19 protein-coding genes and 1 pseudogene are annotated in these 26,822 nt (G+C 28.2%); 8 read left to right on the top strand and 12 right to left on the bottom strand.

Features of this window, described 5'->3' with window-relative positions; genetic code table 11:
* Window positions 1-453: 453 nt before the first annotated feature.
* A complete protein-coding gene (locus M2325_RS05320; RefSeq protein ID WP_209591061.1) occupies window positions 454-756 on the top strand; it encodes a 30S ribosomal protein S24e in 303 nt (100 codons plus the stop codon).
* Between the two features lie 131 nt (window positions 757-887).
* Window positions 888-1,073 carry a 30S ribosomal protein S27ae gene (locus M2325_RS05315; RefSeq protein ID WP_209591060.1) on the top strand — a complete coding sequence of 62 codons (186 nt, stop codon included), beginning with the start codon at window positions 888-890 and terminating at the stop codon, window positions 1,071-1,073.
* A gap of 121 nt (window positions 1,074-1,194) precedes the next feature.
* On the opposite strand, the gene M2325_RS05310 is transcribed toward M2325_RS05315, so the two are convergent.
* From M2325_RS05310 to M2325_RS05275, 8 genes are all read right to left on the bottom strand, one after another.
* Window positions 1,195-1,875 (bottom strand): helix-turn-helix domain-containing protein, encoded by a 681-nt coding sequence (locus M2325_RS05310; protein WP_259051798.1) that lies wholly within the window; start codon window positions 1,873-1,875, stop codon window positions 1,195-1,197.
* Between the two features lie 63 nt (window positions 1,876-1,938).
* Entirely contained in the window at window positions 1,939-2,574 is a 636-nt protein-coding gene (locus M2325_RS05305) for a tyrosine-type recombinase/integrase (protein WP_209591058.1), read from the bottom strand.
* Between the two features lie 413 nt (window positions 2,575-2,987).
* Window positions 2,988-3,908: a glycine betaine ABC transporter substrate-binding protein gene (locus M2325_RS05300; protein WP_245314129.1), complete on the bottom strand. Its 921-nt coding sequence runs from the start codon at window positions 3,906-3,908 to the stop codon at window positions 2,988-2,990.
* A gap of 116 nt (window positions 3,909-4,024) precedes the next feature.
* On the bottom strand, window positions 4,025-4,861 hold the full coding sequence (locus tag M2325_RS05295; RefSeq protein WP_209591057.1) for an ABC transporter permease: 837 nt from the start codon (window positions 4,859-4,861) through the stop codon (window positions 4,025-4,027).
* Window positions 4,862-4,937: 76 nt separating this feature from the next.
* A complete protein-coding gene (locus tag M2325_RS05290) occupies window positions 4,938-6,095 on the bottom strand; it encodes a quaternary amine ABC transporter ATP-binding protein (protein ID WP_209591056.1) in 1,158 nt (385 codons plus the stop codon).
* A 485-nt stretch (window positions 6,096-6,580) separates the two neighbouring features.
* The gene (locus tag M2325_RS05285) at window positions 6,581-7,063 is read right to left on the bottom strand and encodes a hypothetical protein (protein ID WP_259051796.1); all 483 of its coding nucleotides are present in this window, start codon (window positions 7,061-7,063) and stop codon (window positions 6,581-6,583) included.
* Window positions 7,023-8,663 (bottom strand): radical SAM protein, encoded by a 1,641-nt coding sequence (locus M2325_RS05280; protein WP_209631726.1) that lies wholly within the window; start codon window positions 8,661-8,663, stop codon window positions 7,023-7,025. Before M2325_RS05280 ends, M2325_RS05285 begins: the two co-directional genes overlap by 41 nt.
* 282 nt (window positions 8,664-8,945) lie before the next feature.
* Window positions 8,946-10,025, bottom strand: coding sequence for a tRNA lysidine(34) synthetase (locus tag M2325_RS05275; protein WP_259051793.1), 1,080 nt, complete (start codon window positions 10,023-10,025; stop codon window positions 8,946-8,948).
* A 395-nt stretch (window positions 10,026-10,420) separates the two neighbouring features.
* Here M2325_RS05275 and M2325_RS05270 point away from each other — a divergent pair, with 395 nt between their 5' ends.
* The 5 genes from M2325_RS05270 (at window position 10,421) to M2325_RS05250 (ending at window position 17,186) form a co-directional block, all read left to right on the top strand.
* Window positions 10,421-11,638: an FprA family A-type flavoprotein gene (locus M2325_RS05270; protein ID WP_259051791.1), complete on the top strand. Its 1,218-nt coding sequence runs from the start codon at window positions 10,421-10,423 to the stop codon at window positions 11,636-11,638.
* Between the two features lie 528 nt (window positions 11,639-12,166).
* Entirely contained in the window at window positions 12,167-13,405 is a 1,239-nt protein-coding gene (thiI, locus tag M2325_RS05265; protein WP_259051930.1) for a tRNA uracil 4-sulfurtransferase ThiI, read from the top strand.
* Window positions 13,406-13,514: 109 nt separating this feature from the next.
* Window positions 13,515-15,065: a phosphoadenosine phosphosulfate reductase domain-containing protein gene (locus M2325_RS05260; protein WP_259051788.1), complete on the top strand. Its 1,551-nt coding sequence runs from the start codon at window positions 13,515-13,517 to the stop codon at window positions 15,063-15,065.
* Window positions 15,066-15,280: 215 nt separating this feature from the next.
* On the top strand, window positions 15,281-16,591 hold the full coding sequence (locus M2325_RS05255) for a UbiD family decarboxylase (protein ID WP_209591128.1): 1,311 nt from the start codon (window positions 15,281-15,283) through the stop codon (window positions 16,589-16,591).
* Window positions 16,592-16,889: 298 nt separating this feature from the next.
* Window positions 16,890-17,186: a UPF0058 family protein gene (locus tag M2325_RS05250; RefSeq protein WP_259051786.1), complete on the top strand. Its 297-nt coding sequence runs from the start codon at window positions 16,890-16,892 to the stop codon at window positions 17,184-17,186.
* Between the two features lie 831 nt (window positions 17,187-18,017).
* Here M2325_RS05250 and dnaG read toward each other — a convergent pair.
* Window positions 18,018-19,130, bottom strand: a pseudogene (gene dnaG, locus M2325_RS08275) (DNA primase DnaG); the annotation flags it as partial.
* A gap of 742 nt (window positions 19,131-19,872) precedes the next feature.
* Here dnaG and M2325_RS05240 point away from each other — a divergent pair.
* Window positions 19,873-23,127, top strand: a complete 3,255-nt coding sequence (locus M2325_RS05240; protein ID WP_259051779.1) for an AAA family ATPase — start codon at window positions 19,873-19,875, stop codon at window positions 23,125-23,127.
* Window positions 23,128-23,225: 98 nt separating this feature from the next.
* Here M2325_RS05240 and M2325_RS05235 read toward each other — a convergent pair whose 3' ends face one another.
* From M2325_RS05235 to tfrA, 3 genes are read right to left on the bottom strand one after another with little or no spacing between them, the layout of a single operon-like run.
* On the bottom strand, window positions 23,226-23,693 hold the full coding sequence (locus tag M2325_RS05235) for a type II toxin-antitoxin system VapC family toxin (RefSeq protein ID WP_259051777.1): 468 nt from the start codon (window positions 23,691-23,693) through the stop codon (window positions 23,226-23,228).
* Window positions 23,694-23,714: 21 nt separating this feature from the next.
* The gene (locus tag M2325_RS05230) at window positions 23,715-24,989 is read right to left on the bottom strand and encodes a metallophosphoesterase family protein (RefSeq protein WP_259051776.1); all 1,275 of its coding nucleotides are present in this window, start codon (window positions 24,987-24,989) and stop codon (window positions 23,715-23,717) included.
* Between the two features lies 1 nt (window position 24,990).
* Window positions 24,991-26,751 (bottom strand): fumarate reductase (CoM/CoB) subunit TfrA, encoded by a 1,761-nt coding sequence (tfrA, locus tag M2325_RS05225; RefSeq protein WP_209631797.1) that lies wholly within the window; start codon window positions 26,749-26,751, stop codon window positions 24,991-24,993.
* Between the last annotated feature and the right edge of the window lie 71 nt (window positions 26,752-26,822).

Below are 26,822 nucleotides of genomic sequence, written 5' to 3'. Positions count from 1 at the left end.
TATTATAAAAATAGAAATAGTTGTAATAAAGGATTTTATATAATTTAAACAAGATATTGACATAAAAAATAATTTCATAAAGGAAGTAATCAATTATTGAATTGTAATATTTTTCCCATAATCAATAATAATCAATAAATAACTATAAATAATCGTATATTGTTATGGAATATGGATTACAATATATTATGATATAATAATTATGATGATATAATAATTTGATTATCCCACTATTCATCTATCGACTATTACGACTTAATATTTAAATATCTTAAGGTAGTATGTAGTACGTATGTAGTACTTATCATATGATATTGTTTTATATTATAATGCTAATTGATTAAGATATTTCGTATATTCTAAGCAAATGCTAATAAAATATAAAATATCTGTCTTATATAAAATTTAGAAAATTAGAAAATAAGATATATAAAAATAATTTATGGTGAAATCATGGAAATAAAAGTAGTTTCAGAGAAAAACAACCCTTTATTAGGTAGAAAAGAAGTAAAATTTGCATTAACATACGAAGGTGCTACACCTGCAGTAAAAGATGTTAAAATGAAATTAGTTGCTATTTTAAACGCAAACAAACAATTGTTAGTAATTGATGAATTAGCACAAGAATTCGGTACAATGGAAGCAAAAGGATATGCTAAAATTTACGAAAGCGAAGAAGCTATGAACTCAATCGAAAAGAAATCAATCATTGAGAAAAACAAGATTGTTGAAGAAGCAGAAGAAGCTCAAGAATAATTAAACTTAATAACTAAATATAACTAACTATAACTAATACTAATTAAAATTTAACTAAATATAATTACTTAAACTATTAATTTGGATAAAAACAACCAGTACTTAATTATGTATTTAAAGGAGGAATAATTATGGCACAAAAAACAAAAAAGTCAGATTACTACAAAATTGATGGCGAAAAAGTAGAAAGATTAAAAAAATCATGCCCTAAATGTGGAGAAGGAGTATTTATGGCAGAACACTTAAACAGATTCGCATGCGGTAAATGTGGATACATGGAATACAAGAAAAACGAAAAAGTAGAAAAAGAAGAATAATTATTAATTAAAATTTAATTAATTATTCAACTATATATTTATACTATTTTTCTTATTGTTATTATTAACATTATTGTTATTTTATTTTATTTTATTTTTGTCATATTTTATTTTTGTTTTCTTATTTAACGGAATTATCTTCAGATTTTGCATAGATTATTATTTTATTCAATATTTCAAGAGCATTTTCCATATCCTTATTATTGATGTAAACATCAAGCTCTAAGAATAAACTTTCTATATAAGAACCATAACGGTCTTGTAAAATAAGTAATTCTTTATACTCATAAATCAGTTTTCTAAATTTTTCAATTTTTATTTCATCCATGCTATCTTTAATGTTTTCCCAAACTGTGGTTTTTTTCATATTCATTATTTCCGCAGTTTTACGAACACTCTTTCCATCTACGAGAAGCTCTTTTATCCTGTATTTATCATATTTCGTAATTTTTTTAGGTCTACCAACGTTATCGGTAGTCTTTATGATAACTCCACATAATCTTAGCTTTTCCATAGAACTTTTATTTTTTTCATCCATTAGATTATATATCGATTGAGGCATAATTATTTCATCGTAGTCCTTTTGAATAATCTCTTCAACTTTTTTCTTTGTAAGATATTTAGATGTTTTATATACTTTATATTTGGAATTTAGATTATTTTTTAGCTTATCTAACTCATCCAACTGTGTTACCTGGTTTAAATCGCCTAAATCTTCCTTACTACTATCAATATTTTCATCATTTTTAGAAATATTTTCATCTATTTTGTCCGGATTTTTTAATTCGTTCAATTCGTTCATAATATCTTTATTTTACTTTAAATCTTCAAATTATTTATAATTTATAAATTATTTTATAATATTTTATAAGTCGTACCAATCATCAATTTTATCCAATTCCTGTTTTAAATCTACAACTGTTATTCTAATATAACTCATAGTAGTCCCAATTGACTTATGACGTAAATATTTACTAACCTTTTCAAGTGGTACGCCATCATTTAAGAGGTGTAGTGCCCTACTTCTCCTAAATGTATGGGTAGATATATCCTTGTCCAAGTCCGCTTTTTTTGAATACTTTTTGGCAAGTTCCCATACGTATTTGCGATTATTAAATCTAAATAATTCATCTTCGCCACTTAGGCCTTTAAGTACTATATACTCTTTAATGTCATTAATAAGCCAGTCGGGTATTAAACAAACTTGAAAATAATCCGTTTTTGTATCCCATAATTTACAAACTCCTTCTTTAAGTTGTAAATCTTGTACTTTTACTTTTAACAATTCTGAAACCCGTAAGGCCATTCCATATAGCATTTTAAAGAATAATCGATGTTCGCTATAGTCTATAGCATCTATGAAAACCTTAAGTTCTTCCTTAGTTAACCATTCTTTACAATAGTGTTTTTTAACCTTGTATTGTTTGTTTTGATTACCTTTAGAGTTATATTTAGAACCATTTTTCTGAACATTATGGCTATTAATTATATCCGTCCGCATATTTTCCCTTTGCCTTTTTAATTATCATATTACCTTTTATTTTTTATTAAATTTATAATTAACCTTTTTTAGTTTAAATATAATTACTTAAATACTTAAATAGTAAAATATTCAAATACTTATATATCTAAGTATTTAAGTAATTATATACTTAAATAGTCAAATTTTTAAATTACTTAATTGGGTAGTTTTGTCCGGAAATTTTTAACTGACAATTTCTATATTTTGTCTGCTTTATATACTAACGTCGAAAAACAATAAAATGTGCTTTTTTTAAAAATAATGGTTAAAATATAGATTTCAGAACACTATCATAATTCCGTAAAATACCGCAAATATCCTTAAAAAATATAATATTAAATATAAATATCAACTAATAACGTAAAAATAAATAAAAAAAAGAAAGGAATGACTTAATTCATGTCTTTAGTCCATTCAGCAACTGCTTCAGGATTGTTTTTAATCCATTCTTTTGCAATTTCTGAAGGGTCTTCATTTAAGTCACTGTATTTGTATACCCATTCGCTCTGAGTTGCAGAGGATATGTTGAATTTTTGGAAGAATGAATATACTTCAGGATTATCGTCCTTAAAGTCTTGTCTAACGATTGTGTACACTTGTTCTGTACCGCCGTAAACCTTTTTAGGGTCTTCCAACATTGTGATGTTGAATTTAACAAATGCGGATTGTGGTTCCCAAAGAGTAACTACAACAAATTTCTCGTTTTTAATTGCTTTATCCAATTCTGCAATCATAGCAGGTGTACTGCTAGTTTTTAATTTAAAGTCTGCTAATTCATAGTCTGTAAGTGCTTTTTCTGTATTAATTACAACACCTGCACCAGGTTCGATACCTACGATTGTACCGTCGAATTTTTCACCATTGCCTTTTAAATCAGCAACAGATTTTATTCCGCTATCATATACGTAAGTAGGTACTGCTAAACCAACACAAGCTACATCTAAGTTAGCATTTGCTTTATCTAGTTTATCGCCATACTGTTTCCAGTATTCGGCATGTGTAACAGGCATCCATGCTGCAACTGTACCATCTAATTCGCCATCTGCCATCTGAGCGTATACGATACCTGCATCTAATTTCATTAATTCAACAGTGTATCCTTTTGATTCAAGTATTTCTTTTACTACTTCTGATTTAACTGTAGCGCCAGGCCAAGGAGGTAATCCTAATTTTACGACTTTTTCGTCGCTTTTATCTGTCGAATCATCTGATCCGACACATCCTGCAAAAGTTACCATTAGTCCTAATAATGCAACTATCAATACTTTCGCAATGTTTGAACTTTTTAAATAATTCATTGGTTTAATGTCCAAATTAACACCTTTGAGTTTATTTTAATTTAAATAAATATTATTAATATTTGTAAGATTATTAATGAAAATTTAAATTAGCCAATGTAAATTAACTAATTACTTTATTTACTTGATTATTAACTATTTTTAACAAGATTTCTGGTAATTCTATCAAAAATCACAGCTAAAAATGTTACAGCAATGCCCGCTTCAAGTGCCGGGGCTAAACTATATCTCTGAATTCCAGAAATAATGGAATCTCCCAAACCACCTGAACCAATAAATCCAGAAATTACAACCATTGAGAAGGAAAGTAATATCGTTTGATTTATTCCCATGAGTATGGAGGGCATAGCTGTAGGTAATTCTATTTTGGTCAATATCTGCCAAGAAGTTGCCCCAAATGACTCACCAACTTCTACAAGCTGATTAGAAACTTGTTCAATACCTAATGCAGTTAACCTGATTGTAGGGGGCATCGCAAATATTACCGTTGATAATACCCCTGGCGCAACACCTGTTCCAAAGAAGAGCACCGCAGGTATTAAATAAGCCAAAGATGGCAAAGTTTGCATAAAATCAAGTAATGGATTTAGCAACAATTCAATCTTTTTACTACGAGCTTTTAATATTCCCAACGGTATACCAATAATTAAAGCGATTAAAGTCGAAGTTATTATCAAAGCAAGGGTATTCATTGAGATTTCCCAAAGTCCCATACTTATAATGGTTATTAAAAATACAATTGCAAAAGGAACTGTTTTTAAATTAACCACTTTCCAGACAATTAAAGCTATAATTGCTACAAATATTAATGGAGGGATTATTAAAAGTCCGTCGTTAAAAAGAGTTACAACATATTTTATAATTTCAGATAAACCATCAAAAAACCAAGAGTAGTTATCAACAAGGTAATTTATAAAATCTACAAGTAAATTACCTATTTCAATTTTAGGAATTATTTCTTCATACAAAATTTCACTCTCTAATTTATGTTTTTATATTATTATTTTGCCATTATTTTTACTATTTAACTAAATTAATTATTTTTTAGTCTTTAATTACTTCTACTACGTCCTTTAAATCCACATATCCCATAAATAAACCATCTATATCAACAACTGGTACAGGGTGTTCAGAAGTTATAAATACTGGTAATACTTGGTTTATTGTTTTAATATCTTCCACAGTTTTTGTTTTAATAATACAACCTGCAACTGATTTGCAAGCTTTTAACTGCTCTGTTTCAACAATACCTACGTATTTTCCACCATCTAAGACGTAAGCGTAATCCATTTCTAATTTTTCAAGAGTTTGAATAGCTGAAGAAATATCCGTATCAATTGTAATTGTCATTTTTGGTTTTTTCATTAACATTTCTACACGTATAACGGTAGTTTTGTCAACTTCTTTAACAAAAGACTCTACAAAATCGTTCGCAGGCTCTAAAAGTATCTTTTCGGGGGTACCCATTTGAACAAGTTCTCCCTGTTCATTTAATATCATAATTTTATCCCCAAGTTTAATAGCCTCATTTAAATCGTGGGTGATAAATATAATAGTCTTTTTCATTCTCTTTTGGATTTTAAGCAATAGTTCTTGCATTTCTACTCTTATAATAGGGTCTAACGCACTAAATGGCTCATCCATTAATAATATCTTAGGGTCGATTGACAAAGCTCTTGCAATACCAACACGTTGTTGCATACCGCCACTTAACTCTGTTATCTTACTCTGTTCCCAGCCTGATAAACCAACTAATTCAATAGCCTTTTCAGATTTTTCATAACGCTCATTTTGAGGCATTTTTTGAACTTCTAATCCTAAAGCTACGTTATCTAAAACAGTTCTATTTGGTAATAATCCGAATTTTTGAAAAACCATTCCAAAATATTTTGTTCTAATATCCCTTAGTTCTTTTTTTGATAGGTCGCAAATGTTTGTGCCGTCAATTAGTATCCTACCACTAGTTGTAGGAATTAATCTGTTTATACACCTCAAAAGAGTGGATTTACCACTCCCTGAAAGACCCATTACAACGAATATTTCGCCTGCCTTAACTTCAAAATTAATATTTCTAAGACCTACAACATTACCGACACGTTCTTTAATTTCGGTTCTATTCAGTCCTTCTTCGATTAATGGGTATGCTTTTTCAGGCTTTTTCCCAAAAATTTTATATAGATTATTTACTTCAATAAGTGTCATTAAATCTCCTCTAAAACAATCATATGGATTTTAAATTAACCATTAATTTTCCATATTTGTGTAAATTTAACTCATAAGTCAAAAACAATTTTAAATAATTAAATAATTAAATAATTAAATAATTTTAAATATAATTTTAAAAACGATTTTTTTTAAAATCACGATTAAAAACATAAACCTTATTTTATTTTTTACCATTTATATAACTATGGGAAAAAGTTTATATACTATTAATTTTTAAAACCCTTAAAAAGTCATATTTTTATATAATCTGCTTTATTTGCAAAGATTTACAAAATGAATATGAATACCCCTATAGAAGGTCGTATAGTATTTATAGCTAAAAAAGATAGGATTTAAAATTTTATACTATAATCCGGTATTAAAATTAGATTTATAGTCGATTTTATAAAAAATAAGATATAATAAATAAGATTAACCGCTAAAATCCTAGTTATATCCTTATAAAATAAAGAATACACTGGTTAAATGTTATTTTCCACATTTAAAACATTAAATTTAGTATCATTAGGAAATATGCCTTTTTTAGATAGATAGTTAGATTTTAAATACAATGTGCCGTTATTCTTATCTATTTGGACATTTATATCAATTCCTGAACCGTTATCTTTTAACAAATATGATATGATGTACATATTACTTTTATTTTCAAATTTATACGGTATTTGTATCTGGTTTGATTTATTCAACCCCAAATCTTTTAAATTTATATTAACTTTTTCGTTATCATAAAATGTTAAATTTAAAAAATAGTTCTTTTTAGTACTTTTTTCATCTATTAATTTTGAATCTGTTAAGTTAATTTCATAGGTATAACTAGATATCTTATTACTTGAATTATCTATACAACCACTACCTAATAATGAAAAATTTAAAGATAGAAATATTAAGAAAATGGATAAAAAACTATTTTTTAATGATTTTCCCTGTAATGGACCTTTTACCATAGTCTGTTACCTCAATATCGTAGTATTTTCCTATCTCTATAATATCCCTATCTTCTTTATTCGATGTATCTATACCAACAAGTAGCGGATAACTTCCAAATTGCCGACCAAAATACAAATTATCCCGTTCTTTAAGTTCTACAAATACATCCTTTAAAACTGTTCCTTTAGGAACCATTCGTTTTAATATTGGATTATCTATCTCATTCCTAATCTTTTCACGAAATGTCAAAAACTTATGCCTGAATTTCTGAGCCTTTTTAATATCTTTTTCTGTAATATTAGTTCCAAAGAATGGCACAACCTGACGTATATTTATTCTTCTTAACATATGCCCTGCATCGTATATTTCCATAAGATTTTCATAGTTTGTTTCAAAGGTATTTTTATTCTCTCCTTTAAGTCCAAATAATAGATTTATACCGGGTAATAGGTAAGGAAGACCGCTATCGCTTCTTTTTCCACCTTCTTCATTTAATATCTGAACAGCTTTAAAGACGTCTTCAGGTTCTGTAAGTAGGCAATTCTTTTCAATAACTTTTCTATCAAAGCTTTCAACCCCGAAAGCTGCAGTATTACCTCCCGTACAATATCTCACAAGTGTTTTAGCAATTGCTCTGCTTTCAACTTCGTGACGTGCAATAACTGAGGGATTTGCATTATCAATATGTAATACCTTAGGATTTGCAACACTATATATTCCTTTAAACAGTTTTTCAAGTGCTTCAGGATTTGGTTTGGGGATTTCATATTTCTCAGATTCTTCGCTCATATAAGAAAACATACACGGTTGACGACCTACCCTATAGTATTTAACGCCATTCTGTGCAAGTGCTTTTACTTCTTCAATTATATCGGAAATTACTCTAAACTTGGGACTTCCATATCTTTTAGGCTCTGTACAAAAACTACAACCACAATTATTGCCTTCATTTCCTTCGACACTTAAAGCACGGGAACAACCTCGGTATGTTTCAAGTTCTAATATAATATTTGGATAATTGGGGTGCATTTTTACAATATTTGCCCCCAATATTGCAAATTCTCTAATTTCATCATATTCACGTGTTTTCAAAGAATTAACCTTTGAATTAATTTTTGAAATAACATTCTTTTTGTTATTCGCACCGATTAAATTATTTTCTACAAATTCAGAAATTATATCGTTTAATACAATTTCAATATCTCCTTCAACTACAAAATCAAAGAAATATTTTAAATTATCATCGTTGTGAATTTTGCCCCCTTCCATCGAAGACCCAAATTTGGTGGCCACAGGGCCTCCAAGCATCTTATAACCCTTAAAGTTATGCATAATAGAAACAAACTCTCTAAGAGTTGCAGGATTTGCGTTTATGTATTTTCCAGGCGTATGGAATCCACAAATAGCGATTATTGCATCGTATCTGTTTAAATAATCTATTCCTTTACCATTATATTCTGTTAAATCTTCCCTAAGTTTATCGATAGTCGTGTAACTAACATCTTGTTTATATTTATACAATGCTCCTGCAACATATCTCGGGTAAGTGCCCAGGTATGGTGGAACTCCAAGCCCTGCAGGTTCGTCTGTATATCCATCGAGTATTAAAAATTTCATAATTTCCCTTATATTTTTATAATTTGTAATAAATAAGAACAATAAAATATGTTATTTATATTTTCTATAATATCTGTTAATTAAATCTACTAATTATATATATCTAAAATGAAAAATAAAATTAAATAATTAAATAATTAAATAAATATTGATAATTAAGCCGATGATGAATTAAGCTACCTGAATATTTTAAATTTAAAGATATTTTTAAATTTAAAGTATGTATGATGAACCGTATGAGCTCTGAGGCTTTAACCTTTTAGGTTAATTAATAAATGGTGATTATTCGAAATCATCACCAATAGTCTTTAAAGTAGATGATATAACCATTTCCCGAACATTTGGAATATTTTTTTCAAGGTCTTTTAATACAAAGTGAGCTCTTTTCCTAATTCCGTCACCGTTTGCCCTACTGTATGGACATTCGTCTTTATCTTTATAGTACCAAATGTCACATTCTTCAAGTGCCTTAACTATTTTCTCTTCTTTAATTGCTAATATCGGTCTTATAATCGTGCAAGGTTTTAAGTCCAAATTGAAACCAAATTCGTCAAAAGGCACATTCATAGGGGTAAATTCTTTAATAGGTGCTAAAGATTTTATCTTATCTCCTTTAAACATATTCGCAAGTATTGTATCGGAATTATCTTCAAGAGTATGACCAAAAGCTATCTTATAATTTTTATGGTTATTATAATTCTTAGAGTTATTTTTTTTATTTTCATCGGTTCCGTTTGTTTCAAAAGTTTCACAATTATCATGGATGTAATTCGTAATTATATGTCTTCTAGTAAGTGAACAAGAGAAGCAAGGTGAGTATTCTATACCTTTTACCTTTGCATTTTCTGTTAAATATCTTGACATTTCCACAACGTTACCACAATGACTAATTATTTTATGAGGTATTCGCAAGTGTTCACACTGTTCATGTACCTTTTTTAAATGAGTATTTTCTTCAATATTGCCCCAAGGTCTTTTACCATCAATGTTTAAATCGGCAGTAATGGCAGTTATGGATATACCAAACTTACGTCTATATGGTTCCAAAAGATGCAATAATGCAAGACTATCTTTTCCACCACTTAAACCAACGACAATGTTATTTCGAGGGTTTATAATGTTGTATTTTGCTACAAACCTACCCATTTTTTCAGAAATCTCCTCATAAACTCGTGAGTAAACAACAGGTATTCCAAAATCTTTTTCAATATTTTTCATTTTTTCTTTGGATAATTTTGCATATCTCTTATTTGAGACAATTAATTTATCATCCCTTATTACGACATAAGATGGATTGCAGTATTTTTTCAATTCCTTAACATCAATAGGGTAATCGATTTTATAATTTTCAGAACTTTTCATAAATTCACCAAATAATTAGTATTTTTTGTAAATATTAATTTTAAATTTTAAATTTTATATTATATACTTTACATATAAGTACATCTGTATCATTTCATCACGAATTAGTTAATTAATCAATTAATATATATAAATATATTGTTAAAATTCATATATAATCATAAATAATTATCGAATAAATGGCGTTAATTAAACATAATCCGATATTCGTTAATTTTTTTTTAAAAAAGACGAATTACACACCATAAATATAATATATAGGGTACATACATAGATATTATTTAGAAAATGGTTAGCACAATAAATTATTACAGTATTACAGTATTACAGTATTACAGTATTACAGTAATTTTATGATATATCAATAATCTATAAAAATTTGAGGTGAAGCGATTATGAAAGCAGACGCTTTTAAAATAGCAGATGGCACTTACTGGGTTGGTGTCATGGATTGGGATATAAGAATGTACCACGGTTACACGTTAAAAGGTACGACTTACAACGCTTTTTTGGTATTTGGCGAAGATAAAACCGTTTTGATAGATAACACATACCCTGGACAATCAGCGCAGATGTGGGGTAGAATCAAAGACGCATGTGAAAAAGAAGGAAAACCTTTCAAAATCGATGCAATTGTTCAAAATCACGTTGAAAAAGACCACAGTGGTGCATTAGTGGAAGCTCATAGAAAATTCCCTGAAGCACCGATTTACTGTACCGAAGTAGCAGTTAAAGGATTGTTAAAGCACTACCCTGCTTTAAAAGGTGCGGATTTCAAAGTTATAAAATCTCTTGAAACTTTAGATTTAGGCGGTAAAACATTAACATTCTTAGAAGCCCCATTATTACACTGGCCAGATAGTATGTTTACAATGTACAACGAAGAAGGAATTTTATTCTCAAATGACGCTTTCGGACAACACCTTTGTTTCTCTGAAAGATACGACAATGAAATACCTGAAAACATTTTACTCGATGCAAATAAGAAATTTTACGCTAACTTAATAACTCCACTATCTAAATTAGTACTTAAAAAGTTCAATGAAGTTATCGAATTAGGTTTACTCGATAAAATAACAATGATAGCTCCATCACATGGTCAAATTTGGACCGACCCAATGAAAGCTATTGGAGAATATCAAAAGTATGCAACCGGTCAATGTGAAAATAAGGCTACAATCGTATATGATACAATGCACGGCTCAACTCAAAAAATGGCACATGCTTTGGCAGAAGGTTTAATGAGTGAAGGTATCGACGTTGTTATGTATAATTTACATAATGATGAAAGAAGTGAAATCGTAAAAGATATGTTGGACAGTAAAGCAGTCTTATTCGGTATTCCTACAATTAATGACGTACCATACCCAAGTATTGGCGATTTAATGTACTACATTAAAGGTTTAAGATTTGCAAGAACAGGCTACAAAAAGAAATCCGTTGTATTTGGTTCAATGGGTGGAAGAGGGGGAGCTATTGAGTTCATTGCAGACGAATTAAAAGAAGCTGGGTTTGATGTTCTAGATAATTACGAATTATACTACATCCCTGACGAAGAAGAGTTAGTAAATTGCTACGATATTGGTAAAAAATTAGCAAATGCAATTAAATAATAAAATAACATAATAAAATATATTTAATATTTTAATAATTTTAAATTATATGATATTATATGCCCAATTTATGTTAAATAAAACATATGACAAATACCAATAATGGAATAATATGGATATAACCTCTATATATGTAATATTACCACTAAAATGCCCACAACTTTATTTTTTTTATTTTAATTAAATAATTCTTTTTTTAATCTTTTATCTTTTATCTTTTACCGATGTTTAAGATTTAGACTTTATTTTACGAAATTAATTCAATTAAATAAATCTTTATATATTTGATAATCCATTTTTATATTAATCTATTTTAAAAATTATTATAGTTATTATAATTTCTTAATTTAATTAATAATTGATATCACACAATAATACAAGTAATGCAATACTGATATAAGTTAGACTACAGGATGTGAAACATTGGATAGCAACACTCAAAAAAACCCTGAAGAACATGTGAAACAAGTAGAACAAATAAACCAAGTAAAGAAACAATCAACTCGACAAGAAATAAAAAAGCAACAAATAGATGAGTTAAATAAAAAAATAGATAATAATGATTTAAATTTAAATTATTTTATATTACGATACGGGGAAATTGGTACAAAGTCAAGACAAACCATGCACCGATTTGAGCGTTTACTTGCAAAAAATATAAAATCAGTCTGCGAAATGCACAATTTCAAGGTGAACGTGTATTTATTGCATACTAGATTGCTTGTAGCAACTGAAGAACAAAATACCGATAAATTAAAAGATTTGCTCGCTAGAACTCCAGGTATAGTTTCATTTAGCCCTTGTACTGTGATAATGGAGCCCACAATTGAGAAAATAAAGGAAAAAGCTTTTGAAGAAGTAGAAAAACGATTAAATGACAAAAATAATAATAATAATAAAAATAATAATAATAAAAATAATAATAATACTAAAGAGACAACTTTTAGAATTAAAACCCAAAGGATGCAAAAAAAGTTCCCTATGAATTCATTAGAAGTTAATATGGCAGTAGGTGGCGAAATGGGTGGTAAATATAACTTAAAAGTTGATTTAGTTAGCCCGGATATTTCAATTGATATAGAGTTATTAAACGATTATTCATTCATATTCAGTGAACGTTTTGAAGGTATCGGCGGTTTACCTGTGGGTACACAAGGAAAAGTGTTGGTTTTAACCTCTGACGGTATTGATAGCCCAGTTTCAGCATTTATGATGGCTAAAAGAGGCTGTAAATTAGTACTTTTACACATGAAAACTTCGGAAGAAGGTTCTGAAAAAGTTCAAAAATTGGTTGAAATTTTAAAAGATTACGACCCAAGCTTAAAGTATATTGAAGTAGATTTTAAAGAAACTTTAGGGGATATAAAAGATAATTTAATAGAATTGAAGAAAGAAAAATATACTTGTGTATTCTGTAAGAGAAAAATGTTAAAGATTGCCGAAAAATTTGCATACAAGTACAAATGCGACGCTGTAGTAAACGGAGATAATATGGGGCAGGTCGCTTCTCAAACACTTAAAAATTTAAGGGTAATCAGTAGTTGCACAAATTTGCAAGTTTTAAGACCGCTAATCGGTTTTGATAAAGTTGAAATAATGAGGTTAGCCGATAAAATAGGCACGCTTAAAATATCAACAAGTAAAGAATTACACTGTTTTGCAGTACCGAAATTCCCTGCAACTGATGCAAGAGAAAATGAAATTAATAATATTGAAGAATTATTATTAAAAAAGGAATCGGAACAAAAAGAACAAGAAGAAAATTAAAAATAAGATAAAATAAAAAATAAAAAAATAAAAAATAGTAACATAAAAATAAAAATAAAACTATAAAAATATGTAATATTTGGTAGTTATTTAATTATTTGGTGAATTTATGAAAACAGTTTTGGGAAAAATCCATTTAAGATGGTGTGAAACATGTAACGTACCAGTTTTGGATAAAGAATGTTCAAAATGTGGTAATAAAACATTTGAAGTAAAAGTAACCCCTCCAGCAGATGCAAGACCTGCATTTGAGAATGATATAATACTTATAAATGAAACATTACACAATCAATTTGGAATAACTGAAAATATCTTTGAAAATAAGGTAGCTTTAGTAAATAAGGTACCAGGCACCGAATATATGCAAGAGATAATTTTAGATGGTCAAGTAGTTGGTATTTTAAATTACAACGAAAAAAGCTGTCAATGGAAAGTTATTCCCACGATTGAAGGGGCAAGAAGGTTTATAGAAACCGTGAATAAAAAAATAATCGTTATTAAGAACGATGTACCCCCATATATTTTAAAAGGAGCTTCGATATTAAGACCAGGTTTAGCTTATGCGTCACCTGATATTAAAACAGATGACGATGTAATCATATTAGTTGAAAACGAAGAATTAATATCTAAATATGGGGATGTAAATGGAGTTTACACTGATTTGTTGGAAAAAACCCCGCTAGAAATAGATGCAAGTAAAATGGATATTTTAGGTGTCGGTAGGGCAAGAATGGACTATAAAGAAATGATAGACGCCCAAAAAGGAATGATTGCAAAAGTTAGGAAATCAGAAGAGCCAAGACCTGCAAATACGAATCCTGTAACTTCAGACTTTAAAACAATGGTGGAAGCAAATAAAACACCAATGGATAAATTTGAAACACAAGCAGTGGGTTTCATGAGAAATACTGCCGAAAAAATAAATTTACCTCCAACAGTTGCTTATTCTGGCGGTAAAGACAGTTTAGTAGTTTATTTACTTGCAAGAAACGCATTTAATAATGACCCCGAAATTGAAAAATCCCAAGCATCTTATGAAATACTCTTTAATGACACGGGTATCGAATTTGACGAGACGCTAGAAAACATTGATATAATGGAAAAACACTATGGTAAGGAAATATTGAGAACCAAATCAAGTGATTTCTGGGAATTAGTTAAAACATACGGTCCACCATCTAGAGATAATCGTTGGTGTAGTGAAGAATGTAAATTAAGACCTCTAGGTGATTTAATAGATGCCAAATACTCTAAAGGTTGCCTTACATTTGTGGGATTACGAAAATACGAGTCTATCAATCGTTCAAAGAAACCAAGAATTTGGCAAAGTCCAAATATTAAAAAACAAACATTAGCAGCTCCTATATTAGAGTGGACAGCTATGCACGTTTGGGTTTATATTTTAAGAAATGAAGCACCTTACAATGTACTTTATGAGCAGAATTTCGATAGGGTAGGTTGTTTTATGTGCCCCGCAATGGAAACTGGGGAAATTGAATTAATAAAACGTAATTATGCAGAATTATGGAATAAATGGGAAAGCTTCTTAAAACAATGGGCAGAAGAAAATAATTACGATGACGAATGGGTTAAAAAAGGTTGGAAATTGAAATATCCGAAAGATGGTAAAAAAAGAGACAATAGTGATTATACAAATTAATTCTTTAATTCTTATTTTTTACTCTTTTTTATTAGTTTAAATTTTATTATTTTAAATTTTATTTTTCTTTTTAATACATAATTTTACATATTTATCTTTAAATTTTACTTTTTATTTTTCATTATCTCTGAAATTACACCTTAATTATAAATAGTATATTTTTAATAAATTTATTAAATTATATTCATTAAAAAAGTAGTGATGTAGTGGAAAATATGGAAAGCGATTACAGAAAATTTATAAATTCATTGGATAAAGTAAAAATTGATTCAGCAAACAAAATATTTGAAATTTCAAAGGTTTTAAACGATAACGATAAAGGTAACGCCAATACAGTTATGATTGAAAATGTAAACGGTTATAAGGTAGTGGGTAACTTATGCACCCGTGAGAATGTTGCAAAAAGTTTGAATATAAAGCCCGAAGACTTGATGAATCACATGATTAAAGCAATGGAAAACGAGCCAAACGGGGAACTTGTATTGGATAAGGAATTAGAAAACCAATATGTAGACGATGAAGTGCAAAAAATAATCGAATATCCTATTCCTACATATTATGGTGAAGATGCAGGACCTTACTTGACTTCAGGTATCGTAATTGTTAAGGATAAAGACGAAGGCGTAAATGCTTCAATCCACAGAATTTTAATAAGACCAGATGGAAATTTGGTTATAAGAATGGTTGAACAAAGACACCTTCATTACATATATCATAAAAACATTGAAAACGCAATAAAAGAAGGCAAGGAAGGCATAGATGTTGCAATAGCAATTGGTGTAGAACCTGCTTTACTCTTGGCTGCATCAACTTCCGGAGATGTTTCTTTCAACGAATTAAAATACGCTTCTGCAATTATGAATAAGCCTATTAAAACTATAAGGGGTAAAACTGTTGATTTAGAAATCCCGGAAGCTGAGTTTATAATCGAAGGTAAAATAACAAATAAAAATGATGATGAAGGTCCATTTGTTGACATTACTGGAACATACGACGTTATAAGAAAGCAACCGGTTATAAAAGTAACAGGGCTTAGGACAAAAAAAGACCCGATATTCCACGCATTGCTCCCAGGTGGAACAGAGCATAAGATTTTGATGGGTTTACCTCAAGAACCTAGAATGTTTAAAGGAATTAGAAACACAGTTCCATCTGTTAAGAATGTAGCTTTAACCGAAGGTAGTTGCTGTTGGTTACATGCTGTTGTATCAATCGACAAAAAAACACAAGGCGATGGTAAAAATGCAATATTGGCAGCTTTGGCAGCACACCCAAGTTTAAAGCATGTTGTAATCGTAGATGATGATATAGATATATACAACCCAGTAGATGTCGAATATGCAATAGCTACAAGAGTTCAAAGTTCAAGAGATGTTATAATCATAGATGGTGCAAAAGGCTCTTCATTAGACCCCTCAGCAGACCATAAGATGAAATTAACTGCAAAAATGGGTATTGACGCTACAATGGATTTAACAAAAGGTAAAAAAGAGTTTATACGAGCAGTAGTTCCAGAATTTAAATAATAATATAATATAATATAATATATTGTATTTTTATTTTTATTTTTATTTTTAAATATATCACCCTATTTTTATTTTTCTTAAAATATAATATTTAATTGACATCTTAAATATATTACTTCTGAGTGTATTTTTCATAAAACGTTTTAATATATAAGATATGCTTAAATATGATTAATTTAAAAACAATATGATATCATAAGAATACTACTAAATGTATAAATAAAATTAACCCATAAGTAGTTACGATTATATATTTTTAGTATTTTTTATTTGTTTACTATATTATCATGGTGGTTAAATGCATAATGATGAATTAATTCAATTACATCAGCTTTTAGTATATATGAGAAAAGACCTCTACACTACTTTTGGTGAAGATACTTTAGGGGACAGTTTCGAGGAATACGATAACTTGAACATCAGGCCTCACCATATACACAGAACTAAATCAGAACATACTTACGCAATATTTTTATTGTCAAGTATCATAGGAAAGATATTATCTGAAAAAGGCGACGTTCCAAGAAGTGTGGCAAGTAGGTTAAAGGATACCGGGGAAAAAATTGGGAAAGAAATTGCACGGAAAAAAAGATAATTAAATTTGATAAAAAAATTAATAGATATTCTATTTTTATTTATTTTATTAGTTATTTTATGCTTTTAATTCATTGAATGAAAGTAATCTAAGTTCTGACGGTCTTTTTGACACATTAACGTTTTTACCGATAATTAATTTGGTTTTGTTATATAATTTATCAACAATTTGTTGATTTATAGGATAATCTAAAATTATAATGTCATTGTCTTTAATTTCTGGATTATCTACTAATTCTTCCATATTTATAAGCTTTTCTACGCCGTCATGTATTATACTAACCATTCCAGTTCCTTGAATTTTATCCACAATGGATTTTACACTGTTTATGTCGTTAATGTCGATTAATGGCGTTACTTCTATAGTAGATTCTATTTCTATTTTATCAACTAATTCTTTATTTTTTGAATCGTTACTTATAATATTTCCAATATTGCGTCCAAATTTATCTTCTTTTTCTTTAGATTCCTTGTATTCCTTAGATGCTTTGGTTTTACGTTTTTCCAATTCTTTAGCTTTAAATTCCGTAGATATTTTAGAATCTGTTAAAGGTTCATCTGCTTTTATTTTTTTATCTTTTTCATCATTTTTTTGTACGCGAGCTTCAATTGTTTTTCCAGATTTTTTATTTTCCATTTCTATTATCTTCTTTTTTGAAACTTCGGTTTTGGAACTATCTTTTTCCTTATTTCTTAAGTTTTCAGTTTTTACTTCGACATTCATACCTGCACTTTTTGAGGTCTTACCTAATATAGTGTCTTCGCTTTTTTTACTACTTTCACTTATTTTTGACTCTTCATTTAATTTGTCAACATCAATTATTCCTTCTCCTTTTAAGTAATCTTTTACAGGATGTGCCTTTTCAGATTTTTCAGATTTTTCATCCAATATTTGAGATTTCCCAAAATTTTCTTTAATATGCTCTAAATTAGAATTTAGCTCTTTTTTATATTTATGGTAGCCAAAACCTTCTTTATCTTTACTTTTATCTTTATCTTTTGAACCTTGAGGTATGAATTCTTCTATTTTTTTATTTTCTCTACTATTAATCCCATTACCGTTTCCATTGTTATTACTGGTTTTATACGTTTTTTCAGATTTTTCGTATTTATCAGTCTTACCTTCTTCCATATTTATATTATATTGTTCTATTGGTATTTTAGACCTTAAACATTTTAATATTTCTTTTTTAGAGGTTTCTTCAACTTCCTTACCATATGGAGCTCTTGCAACATAATCCACATCACAAGTTTGTAACAATTCTTTTAATATTAGCTCTCCGCCCCTATCTCCATCCGTAAATATCGTAGTAGTTTTTCTTTTGGTTAATTCGATAATTGATTTTGGAACAGACGTACCTTCGACAGCTACTGCATTCTTGATTCCGCATCTCAATAAATTTAAAACGTCTGCCCTACCTTCAACCACGATTACTGCATCAGAATGCACTACATTAGGTCCACAAGGTAAGTTTTCTTCACCATATTCCATAATTTCCTGTACTCTTAAGGATTCTTTTATTTCATCTGTTATTTCGTAAGAATCGACCATTTCATCCATTAATTTCTTAAGGATATTTTGAGCACGTTCGGTTATATAATGTCTTTTAGATATCCTAATATCTTCAACGTTTTTTATATTAACCGTGGCTAAACAAGGGCCTACCCTATCTATAGTCTCAAGTGTGGCGGCCAATATCGACGTTTCGACCTTATCTAAACTCGATGGTAACGTAATCTTTGCAAGAGACTTTCCGCCCATGTTCTCAAGTTCTACATCGATACGACCGATTCTTCCACTTTTTTGTAAGTCCCTTAAATCTAATTCGTTACTTAAAAGACCTTCCGTCTGACCAAATATTGCACCGATAACGTCGTGTTTTTCAACGTACCCGTCAGCCAATAATTCTGCATATATTATATATTTGCTTGTACCTAAATCCATAATAATCCTCTTGATAATTTTGATATTTTTGATAAATTTTGCTTTAAACTGTTAATATACTTACGTTATAGTTACTTTAATTTACTATATATTTGCATATAGTTATCTTATAATTTATATATTGTTATATTTGAATATTAATATATACTAATATTAAGTTAACCCATACATATTCTTTTTTATTTCGTCTTCCACAATATTTATTTACACCGTATTTGAGGTATTTCAATTTTTTAATCATATTTTACGAGTTATTAAATAATTGGGTATTATTTTACCAATATTTTTAACTTATATGCTGTTTCTTGTTTTATTCGTTTAAATTTTCAAATAGACTCTATATTATATACTATATATCCTATTTTATATTTCATTTTACTTTATTTTATTTTAGTCTAATTCATTTTATTTCATTTTCCGATTAATTTCATAAACTTTATAATAACGTGATGAGATAATAAATTAAATAAATGTCAGATGAAAATGTATAAATCATATTTTTCAATAATTTATACTAAATATGTTTTTATTGTTTTTTGTATATAAAGTATAATACAATGAATGGAAATTAAAATGTTCCAAAGCGATAAATCACATGAAATTACTGGGAATTATATAAAATTATATAAAATTATATAAAATTATATAAAAGTATATAGAATAATAAGCACATTTAATATATTTTATAAATCTAATTTAAATTAGACTATTTTAATTTTAGGACATAATAATGGGGCAAATTATGATATTAAAGAGTTTAGAGCTTCAAAATTTTAGAAGCCACAGGAATAGCAAAATTGAATTTAAAGAAGGTATCACCACAATTGTAGGAAAAAATGGCAGTGGTAAATCATCCATTTTTCAAGCAATCAACTATGCATTATTCGCCCCTTCGGGTAAAGACTACAGTTTGCAAAATATGATAAAAAATGAAGCTGATAGCTTTAGAATTTCATTTACTTTTGAAGTTAGGGGGAAAACTTACACCGTTATACGCCAAAGGAATCGAAAATCAACCAAATCTGAAAATATATTGTTTTTAAAAGACAATTTAAACGATAATATACTAGCAGATAACAATTCTAATGTTAACGCCAAGGTTCAAGAGATTTTAGAGATGGATAACAATGTTTTTGCAAATGCAATATACATTAAGCAAGGAGATATCGTAAATTTAGTTAATTTGGCTCCTAAGACTAGGAAAGATACCATAGATAAAATTTTGGGCGTGGAAAAATATGCAAAAGCCCACGAAAAAATGAAAGAGATAATAAATAGGTACGATGAAAAAATAAAGGTCTTAACTAACAATCTAACCGATGAAGAAGTTATTTACGAATCTATTTCAAAAAATAACGAATTAATTCAAAATTATAATAATTTAAAATCTGAAAACGCAAATAATTTAAAAAATCTCAAATCCAACGAAAAAGACGTTTTAGATAAATTAGATATTTTAAAAGCAAATAGTGAAAAAAATGAAGAATATAATTTAAATCTGCTAACAAATAATGGAAAAATCGATAAATTGAATAATAATATATCTAATTTATCAGACGATAAGAGCATATTAATTGATAATAAAACTAAAATATTTGAAAAAAAGGAAAATTACAAAAAATGTATGGTTTTAATGCAAAAAATGGATTTAGTAAATGAAAAACTGTATAATAAAGATAATAAAGAATTTTATAATAAATATAAAGAATTAAAATCCAATTTATCATACCTCATTAAATCTTATGGCGACTATAGGTGTGATAATATTGTTAAAAAGGACAATACTATAATTGACGTTCAAAAAAGCACTGAATTATTAAATATATCAAGCAATGAAATTTTAATTGCAGAAAACATTAACAAAATGGGCGAAATTGCAAAAAATACCAAATCTATTAAAAATTTTGATAAATCATTGGATATAATATCAAATGATTTAGAAGTTATTATAACTGAATTGGATGCAATAGCTACTCAAAAATCAAATATGGAAGAAAATAAAGGGTATTATATACAGTATGAACAATTATCTAATAAATTAGATGATTTAAACGAAAAAATAAATGTTTCAACAATTTTATCTGGACGTATCTCAGATATCCAAAAAGAAATTAAAAATTTAGAGAATACGTTAAAAGAGCATGCTAAACAAACAATAAAGATTAAAGAGATTGAAAAAAAATTAACTAACCTAGAAAACGTTGAGCAAGATATAAAACTAAATAATGAAAAGTTAAATAGCTTAAAATCTAACAAAATAAATCTCGAAACTAAAATAAATGAATTAATAACCTCAAACAATGAATTAAAAAGTATTTCTGATAAAAAAGTATGCCCTACTTGCAGAACTGAATTATCTGACGAAAAAAAGAACGAAATTATCTCAAACAATGACAAATTAATTGAAGATTACAAAGAAGCACTGGATAAGTGTATCAACAACATCGGAAACATTTCAAACGACTTAAAAGTAGCAACGGTTATATTAAACGAATTAAATAATTTAAAAACTCAATTGGTGTTATTAAATTCTAAAAAAGAGTCAGAAATTAATTTAAAATTAGAACTGGATGAAAAAATTAATAATTTACAAAATTTACAAAATGAAAATAGATTAAATGGCAAATTAGATGATTTAAAAGCTTTAAAAGCTGAATTAACTAGTAAACAACAGTATATAAAAGATGGATATACCAAATACGTTTATGCAGAAAATTATTTGAAAAATAACAATATGGGTAATGCCAAAACAAGCGAATTAGATGATAAAAAGAACGAAATAATCCAAAAATTTTTGGAAATACTAGAGAAATCAAATAAACTTTCTTTGATAAATTTTACATTAGATAGTGAGTTAATTAATACGAATACCTTAAAAAGTTTTAAAGTTGAGTTAGGGAATTCATTAGATACTTTAAAGGATAAAATGAAATATTTACAAGGATTAAATAAACTATTGTGCGATATTACGGATATATTAAAAGAAATAGCTTCAAAAGATTTGAAAACCAAATATTATGAATATGAAAATAATTTAAGTGATAAAAATAGTTTAGAATTAGAATTAAAAATATATAATCCTGATTATGAGCTTTATAAGAATTCTGAAGCAGTAATTAATACATATATTTCAAACTATGGTTCAAAAAATTCAAAGTACTATGAATATTTTGAAAATTCTGATTTAGAACAATTATTAAATAACAACAACGAAATAGATGTGAAAATAGCTAAATTTGAAGAATTAATCAATAAATTGCTAAATTTAACAAATGAATCTATAAGAAAGATAGAAACTAAAAATAACGAAATAATTTCCAAAATAAATGCTTTAAATTATTCGAAAGAAGAGCACGAACTTTTTAGGGGTAAAAATGAAGCACTAAAACAGCAAATATATGATATTAATTTAGAAATCCAAAAAATCCACTCAGAAATTGTCAACTTGGAAAATGAGAATAAACACTTTAAACAAAAATTAGAAGATAACAATCAAAAGAAAGACGAATTAAACAAATTAAAATACTTTAAAAACTATTTAACTAAAGTTAGGAAGGTATTTTCTAGAGATGGCGTTCAAAAACATATTAGAGAAATGTATATTCCTTTAATACAAAAACATGCAAATGCAATATTTTCAGAGTTTGGTATGCCCTATTCCCATATTCAAATAACACCAGATTGTGATTTAATAGTTGATGAAATACCTGTAAGTAATATGAGCGGTGGAGAACAAGTTGCCGTGGCTTTAGCGCTTAGATTAGGCATTGCAAATGCAATATGTGATAATATGGAATGTATTATCCTAGATGAGCCTACTGCTTACTTAGATGAGGATAGGAGGAGAAATTTGCTAACAATCTTTTCAAGCATAAAAAAGATAAATCAGATTGTTATAATCACACACCATCACGAAATGGAAGAAATTGCAAACGAAGTAATAAGACTTACTAAAAAAGGAGATGACTCTAAAATAACAATTTCCGAAGCAAATTAAATATTAATTATGCAGTATATACAAATATGTTATATATACAAAATGTATTTGATATATACTATTATAAATAGATTTTACATTTAAATTTAATTTAAAGTTTATAAATAACCTTGTAATTCATAATATTTTTGCTGTTTTATCAATATAATTGGAACTCCCAAGTCCATAATCGATTTTTTCAAAATTTTATCGTTTGTTCCAACAATACAGTTTTCATGGTTCTTAATATAGTTAACTATCATTTCATCGGCGTATTTTCCCTCATAATAATCTACAATTTTATATCTGCTAACCAACTTTAGAGCCAAATTAATTGCTAATTTCTCTTTTCCTTTCAATTCTTTTTTAAGTTTGTTCAATTCATCAATAACACATTTTAAAATTATTATTTCTCCATTAACAGGTATTACACGCTCTAATTCATAAGTTATATTTATACCCTGCTTAAATGAATATATTAAAAAATTTGTATCCAATAATATTGAATATTTTTTTAATTCTTTTTTTTTAATATCCTGATTATCGGAGTAATTTTGAATATTTTGACTATTTTCGGTTTTATCCATAATATCCCTTTAATTTTAATTTTAATTTTTATTACCTAGTTTCATTTGAGTCGTTTTTAGGTTACACTCTTCAATAGATTCATTATTATCTGCTTTGGCGTTTTCACTAGCATTTTCTTCAATAAATTTTTCAATAACACTATTTTTGAAATTAGCCGTATAATAGTCTTCTACATATTCCATATAATTTTCTTCTGCTGAATTCATTTTATGGTTTATATTATCGACAAAATTAACATCTAAACCTTTTGAATAAACATAATCCTCAAAAACCTTTTGAATGTTTGTTTCGTTTATATCTGATATATCCACTTCATAGTCAGATTTTCTAACGAGTCGATAGTATAATGTATATTCGTTTAATTTAGCTTTTAATGGTTCGTAAAGTTCTTCACAAACTTCTCCAATGGCAATAGCTTTTGGATTATACTTTTTTAAATTATTAACGAGTGTATTGTAATCAATTTGATTATATACTTCAATTTTTTCGAATTTCCTACATTTTATATCGATTTTCTCAATATTGTTTTTATCAAGGTCACAATTGTCAAAATCAACGTAGTAAAAGCCTTTTCCGTTTTTTTCATAATCATAATATTCTTTTTCAGATAACGAATCTATAGAGCCTGAATATGCTAGCAATGGATTTTTGGATTTAAATTTATGGTTGGAATCTTCATCATAAGACACAAGGCTTCTTTTATGAATATGACCACAAGCGATATAGTCCACTTCGGGAATATCGCCTATATTAACTTCGCATAACTCTTCAAGTGGTAAAAAACCATTAAAACCCTGATGCATTAGTAAAACGGACTTTTTAACCCCTTCATTACGTATATCGTTTATTTTTTTCTCGATACTTTCGAGTTTTTCATCAATAATAGATTTTTTGTTGACTGGATAGTAATCAAATCCATATATGCCCATATCTTCAAGTATATGACAATTATTTTTTCCAAAAGTCTTAAAAAATTCATTTCCTAAGACTCTTTTTAAAACTACGTATGGTTTACCTTTTGAAACATCTCGGGGCATATCGTGGTTACCCTGAATGGCATATATCGGTATTTTTTTCTCTTTTAATGCTTCAAATCCTTTAATGGCGGTTAGCATGGCGTTAACTGATGGATTAGACCTATCAAATAAATCACCGCTATGCACAACAAAGTCCGGTTCTAACTCTATTATTTTTTCAATACACTGATTAAATGAGTCGTATATATCTTTTTCCCGTTCATCGAGTCCGTACTGCCTATTACTCAAATGTGTATCTGCAATATGTACAAATCTCAAATTATCCCCTTTTTATAAATTTAATTCCATTTTGATTTATAACTACATTTCCAACGCAGTTTTCGGTAGTAGTCGGGTAATCGTCCCTATACTGTGCCCCCCTACTTTCTTTACGATACAAAGCAGATTTTATTACTAATTCAGATACTAAAACCATATTTTTAAATTCAAAGTATTTTTGTATATCATAAAGACCTTTAACGTTTAAATTTTTGGATTTTTCAATTAATACATCTAATTCAGCAAGTGCTTTGTATAATCCTTTTTCATTTTTTACAATTGAAACATATTGCCACATAATATTTCTTAATTCATTTATTAATTTGGAATAATTTAATTTTTCATCTTCATAGTCCTTTTTATAATCCTTTTGACACTCTTTTTTCAATTTAATCTCGTCATTGACTTTTTTCAATTCCAAATTTATTGTTTTATAATCTTCTTCTTTTTCTACATTGGATATAAAATTATCCTTTTTAATGTATTTTATAGCATTTTTACCGGCTATAGCACCAAAAACTTGAGTATCAGCAAGGGCATTGCCACCTAATCTATTGGCTCCGTGTATACCCCCCGCAATTTCACCACAAGCAAATAATCCGCCAATAGTTGTTTCACAATCTTTATTTATCACAATACCGCCCATAAAATGGTGTGCAGTAGGTGCAACAATCATTGGTTCTTTTCTAATATCAACACCTAAATTCATAAATTGTTTAAACATTGTTTCAAGTTTCTTTTCGATAACCTCTGAATCAAGATGCGTAACATCTAAATAAACTCCCCCATTATAGCCATTATCTAAATTTACTACTTCATTATAGATTGCTTTAGCTACAACGTCTCGAGTGGAAAGTTCCATTTTTTTAGGGTCGTATTTTTCCATAAATCTTTCATGGTTCTTGTTGTATAATATACCACCTTCTCCACGAACTGCCTCGGTTACAAGTGTACCTTTGCCTACAACTCCGGTTGGGTGAAATTGTACCATTTCCATGTCTATTAAATCCAAACCTATTTCATAAGCCATAGCGTAACCATCGCCAACTTTTTGGACAGGATTTGAGGTAATCGGGTATATTTGACCAGCCCCGCCCGTTGCAAGAATTACAGATTTAGCGTAAATTGGGAATATTTCGCCATTTATTAAATTTAAGAAGATTGCACCAATACAGGTTTTATTTTCATCGTCTAAAATAAGTTTTAAGGCCATAACTTCTTCCATAATGTTTACATTATTCAATTTGCCTATGAATTCCATTAAACCAGTCATTATTTCATGACCTGTCCTATCCCCTGCATAACAAGTTCTATTGAAACTTTGACCGCCAAAAGCCCTTTGTGCCTTTTTAAATCTATTATATGGGTTATTGTTAATGTATTCTTCATTTTCCTCATTTTTTTCATTTTTACGGTCAAATAAACATCCGAATTTTTCTAAATTTTTTAATTCTTTTGGTGAATTTTTTACAAGAATTTTAACGAGTTCAGAGTCATTTATATAAGCACCACCTTTCATTGTGTCCATGTAGTGCTTTTCATAGCTATCTTGTGCATTTAAAACAGCATTGTAGCCACCTTCTGCCATAACTGTACAACCACTTTTACCAAATAGTCCCTTTGAGGCTATTGTAATATCAACATTGGTTTTACTATCATTTAATATATTATCTGAGTCTTTATCGAGTTTAACTGAAGAAGCTTCAACACAAGCACGTGCAGCAGCACCTCCTCCACCAATTATCAAAATATCCGTTTTTATAATATTATTTTTTAATTCTTTATCTTTAATTTTATCTTTAATTTTATCTTTAATTTTATCTTTAATTTTAT

The sequence above is a fragment of the Methanococcus voltae PS genome (assembly GCF_024807035.1).
Lineage (GTDB): Archaea > AGJL01 > Methanococci > Methanococcales > Methanococcaceae > Methanococcus > Methanococcus voltae.
The sequence above is the reverse complement of the archived record's forward strand: the minus strand, read 5'-3'. Positions and strand labels throughout refer to the sequence as shown.

Coding starts and splice junctions, on each gene's coding strand:
- M2325_RS05320 (WP_209591061.1), top strand. CDS start 454: ATGGAAATAAAAGTAGTTTCAGAGAAAAACAACCCTTTATTAGGTAGA.
- M2325_RS05315 (WP_209591060.1), top strand. CDS start 888: ATGGCACAAAAAACAAAAAAGTCAGATTACTACAAAATTGATGGCGAA.
- M2325_RS05310 (WP_259051798.1), bottom strand. CDS start 1,875: ATGAACGAATTGAACGAATTAAAAAATCCGGACAAAATAGATGAAAAT.
- M2325_RS05305 (WP_209591058.1), bottom strand. CDS start 2,574: ATGCGGACGGATATAATTAATAGCCATAATGTTCAGAAAAATGGTTCT.
- M2325_RS05290 (WP_209591056.1), bottom strand. CDS start 6,095: ATGACACTTATTGAAGTAAATAATCTATATAAAATTTTTGGGAAAAAG.
- M2325_RS05285 (WP_259051796.1), bottom strand. CDS start 7,063: ATGGTAAAAGGTCCATTACAGGGAAAATCATTAAAAAATAGTTTTTTA.
- M2325_RS05280 (WP_209631726.1), bottom strand. CDS start 8,663: ATGAAATTTTTAATACTCGATGGATATACAGACGAACCTGCAGGGCTT.
- M2325_RS05275 (WP_259051793.1), bottom strand. CDS start 10,025: ATGAAAAGTTCTGAAAATTATAAAATCGATTACCCTATTGATGTTAAG.
- M2325_RS05270 (WP_259051791.1), top strand. CDS start 10,421: ATGAAAGCAGACGCTTTTAAAATAGCAGATGGCACTTACTGGGTTGGT.
- M2325_RS05260 (WP_259051788.1), top strand. CDS start 13,515: ATGAAAACAGTTTTGGGAAAAATCCATTTAAGATGGTGTGAAACATGT.
- M2325_RS05255 (WP_209591128.1), top strand. CDS start 15,281: ATGGAAAGCGATTACAGAAAATTTATAAATTCATTGGATAAAGTAAAA.
- M2325_RS05250 (WP_259051786.1), top strand. CDS start 16,890: ATGCATAATGATGAATTAATTCAATTACATCAGCTTTTAGTATATATG.
- M2325_RS05240 (WP_259051779.1), top strand. CDS start 19,873: ATGATATTAAAGAGTTTAGAGCTTCAAAATTTTAGAAGCCACAGGAAT.
- M2325_RS05235 (WP_259051777.1), bottom strand. CDS start 23,693: ATGGATAAAACCGAAAATAGTCAAAATATTCAAAATTACTCCGATAAT.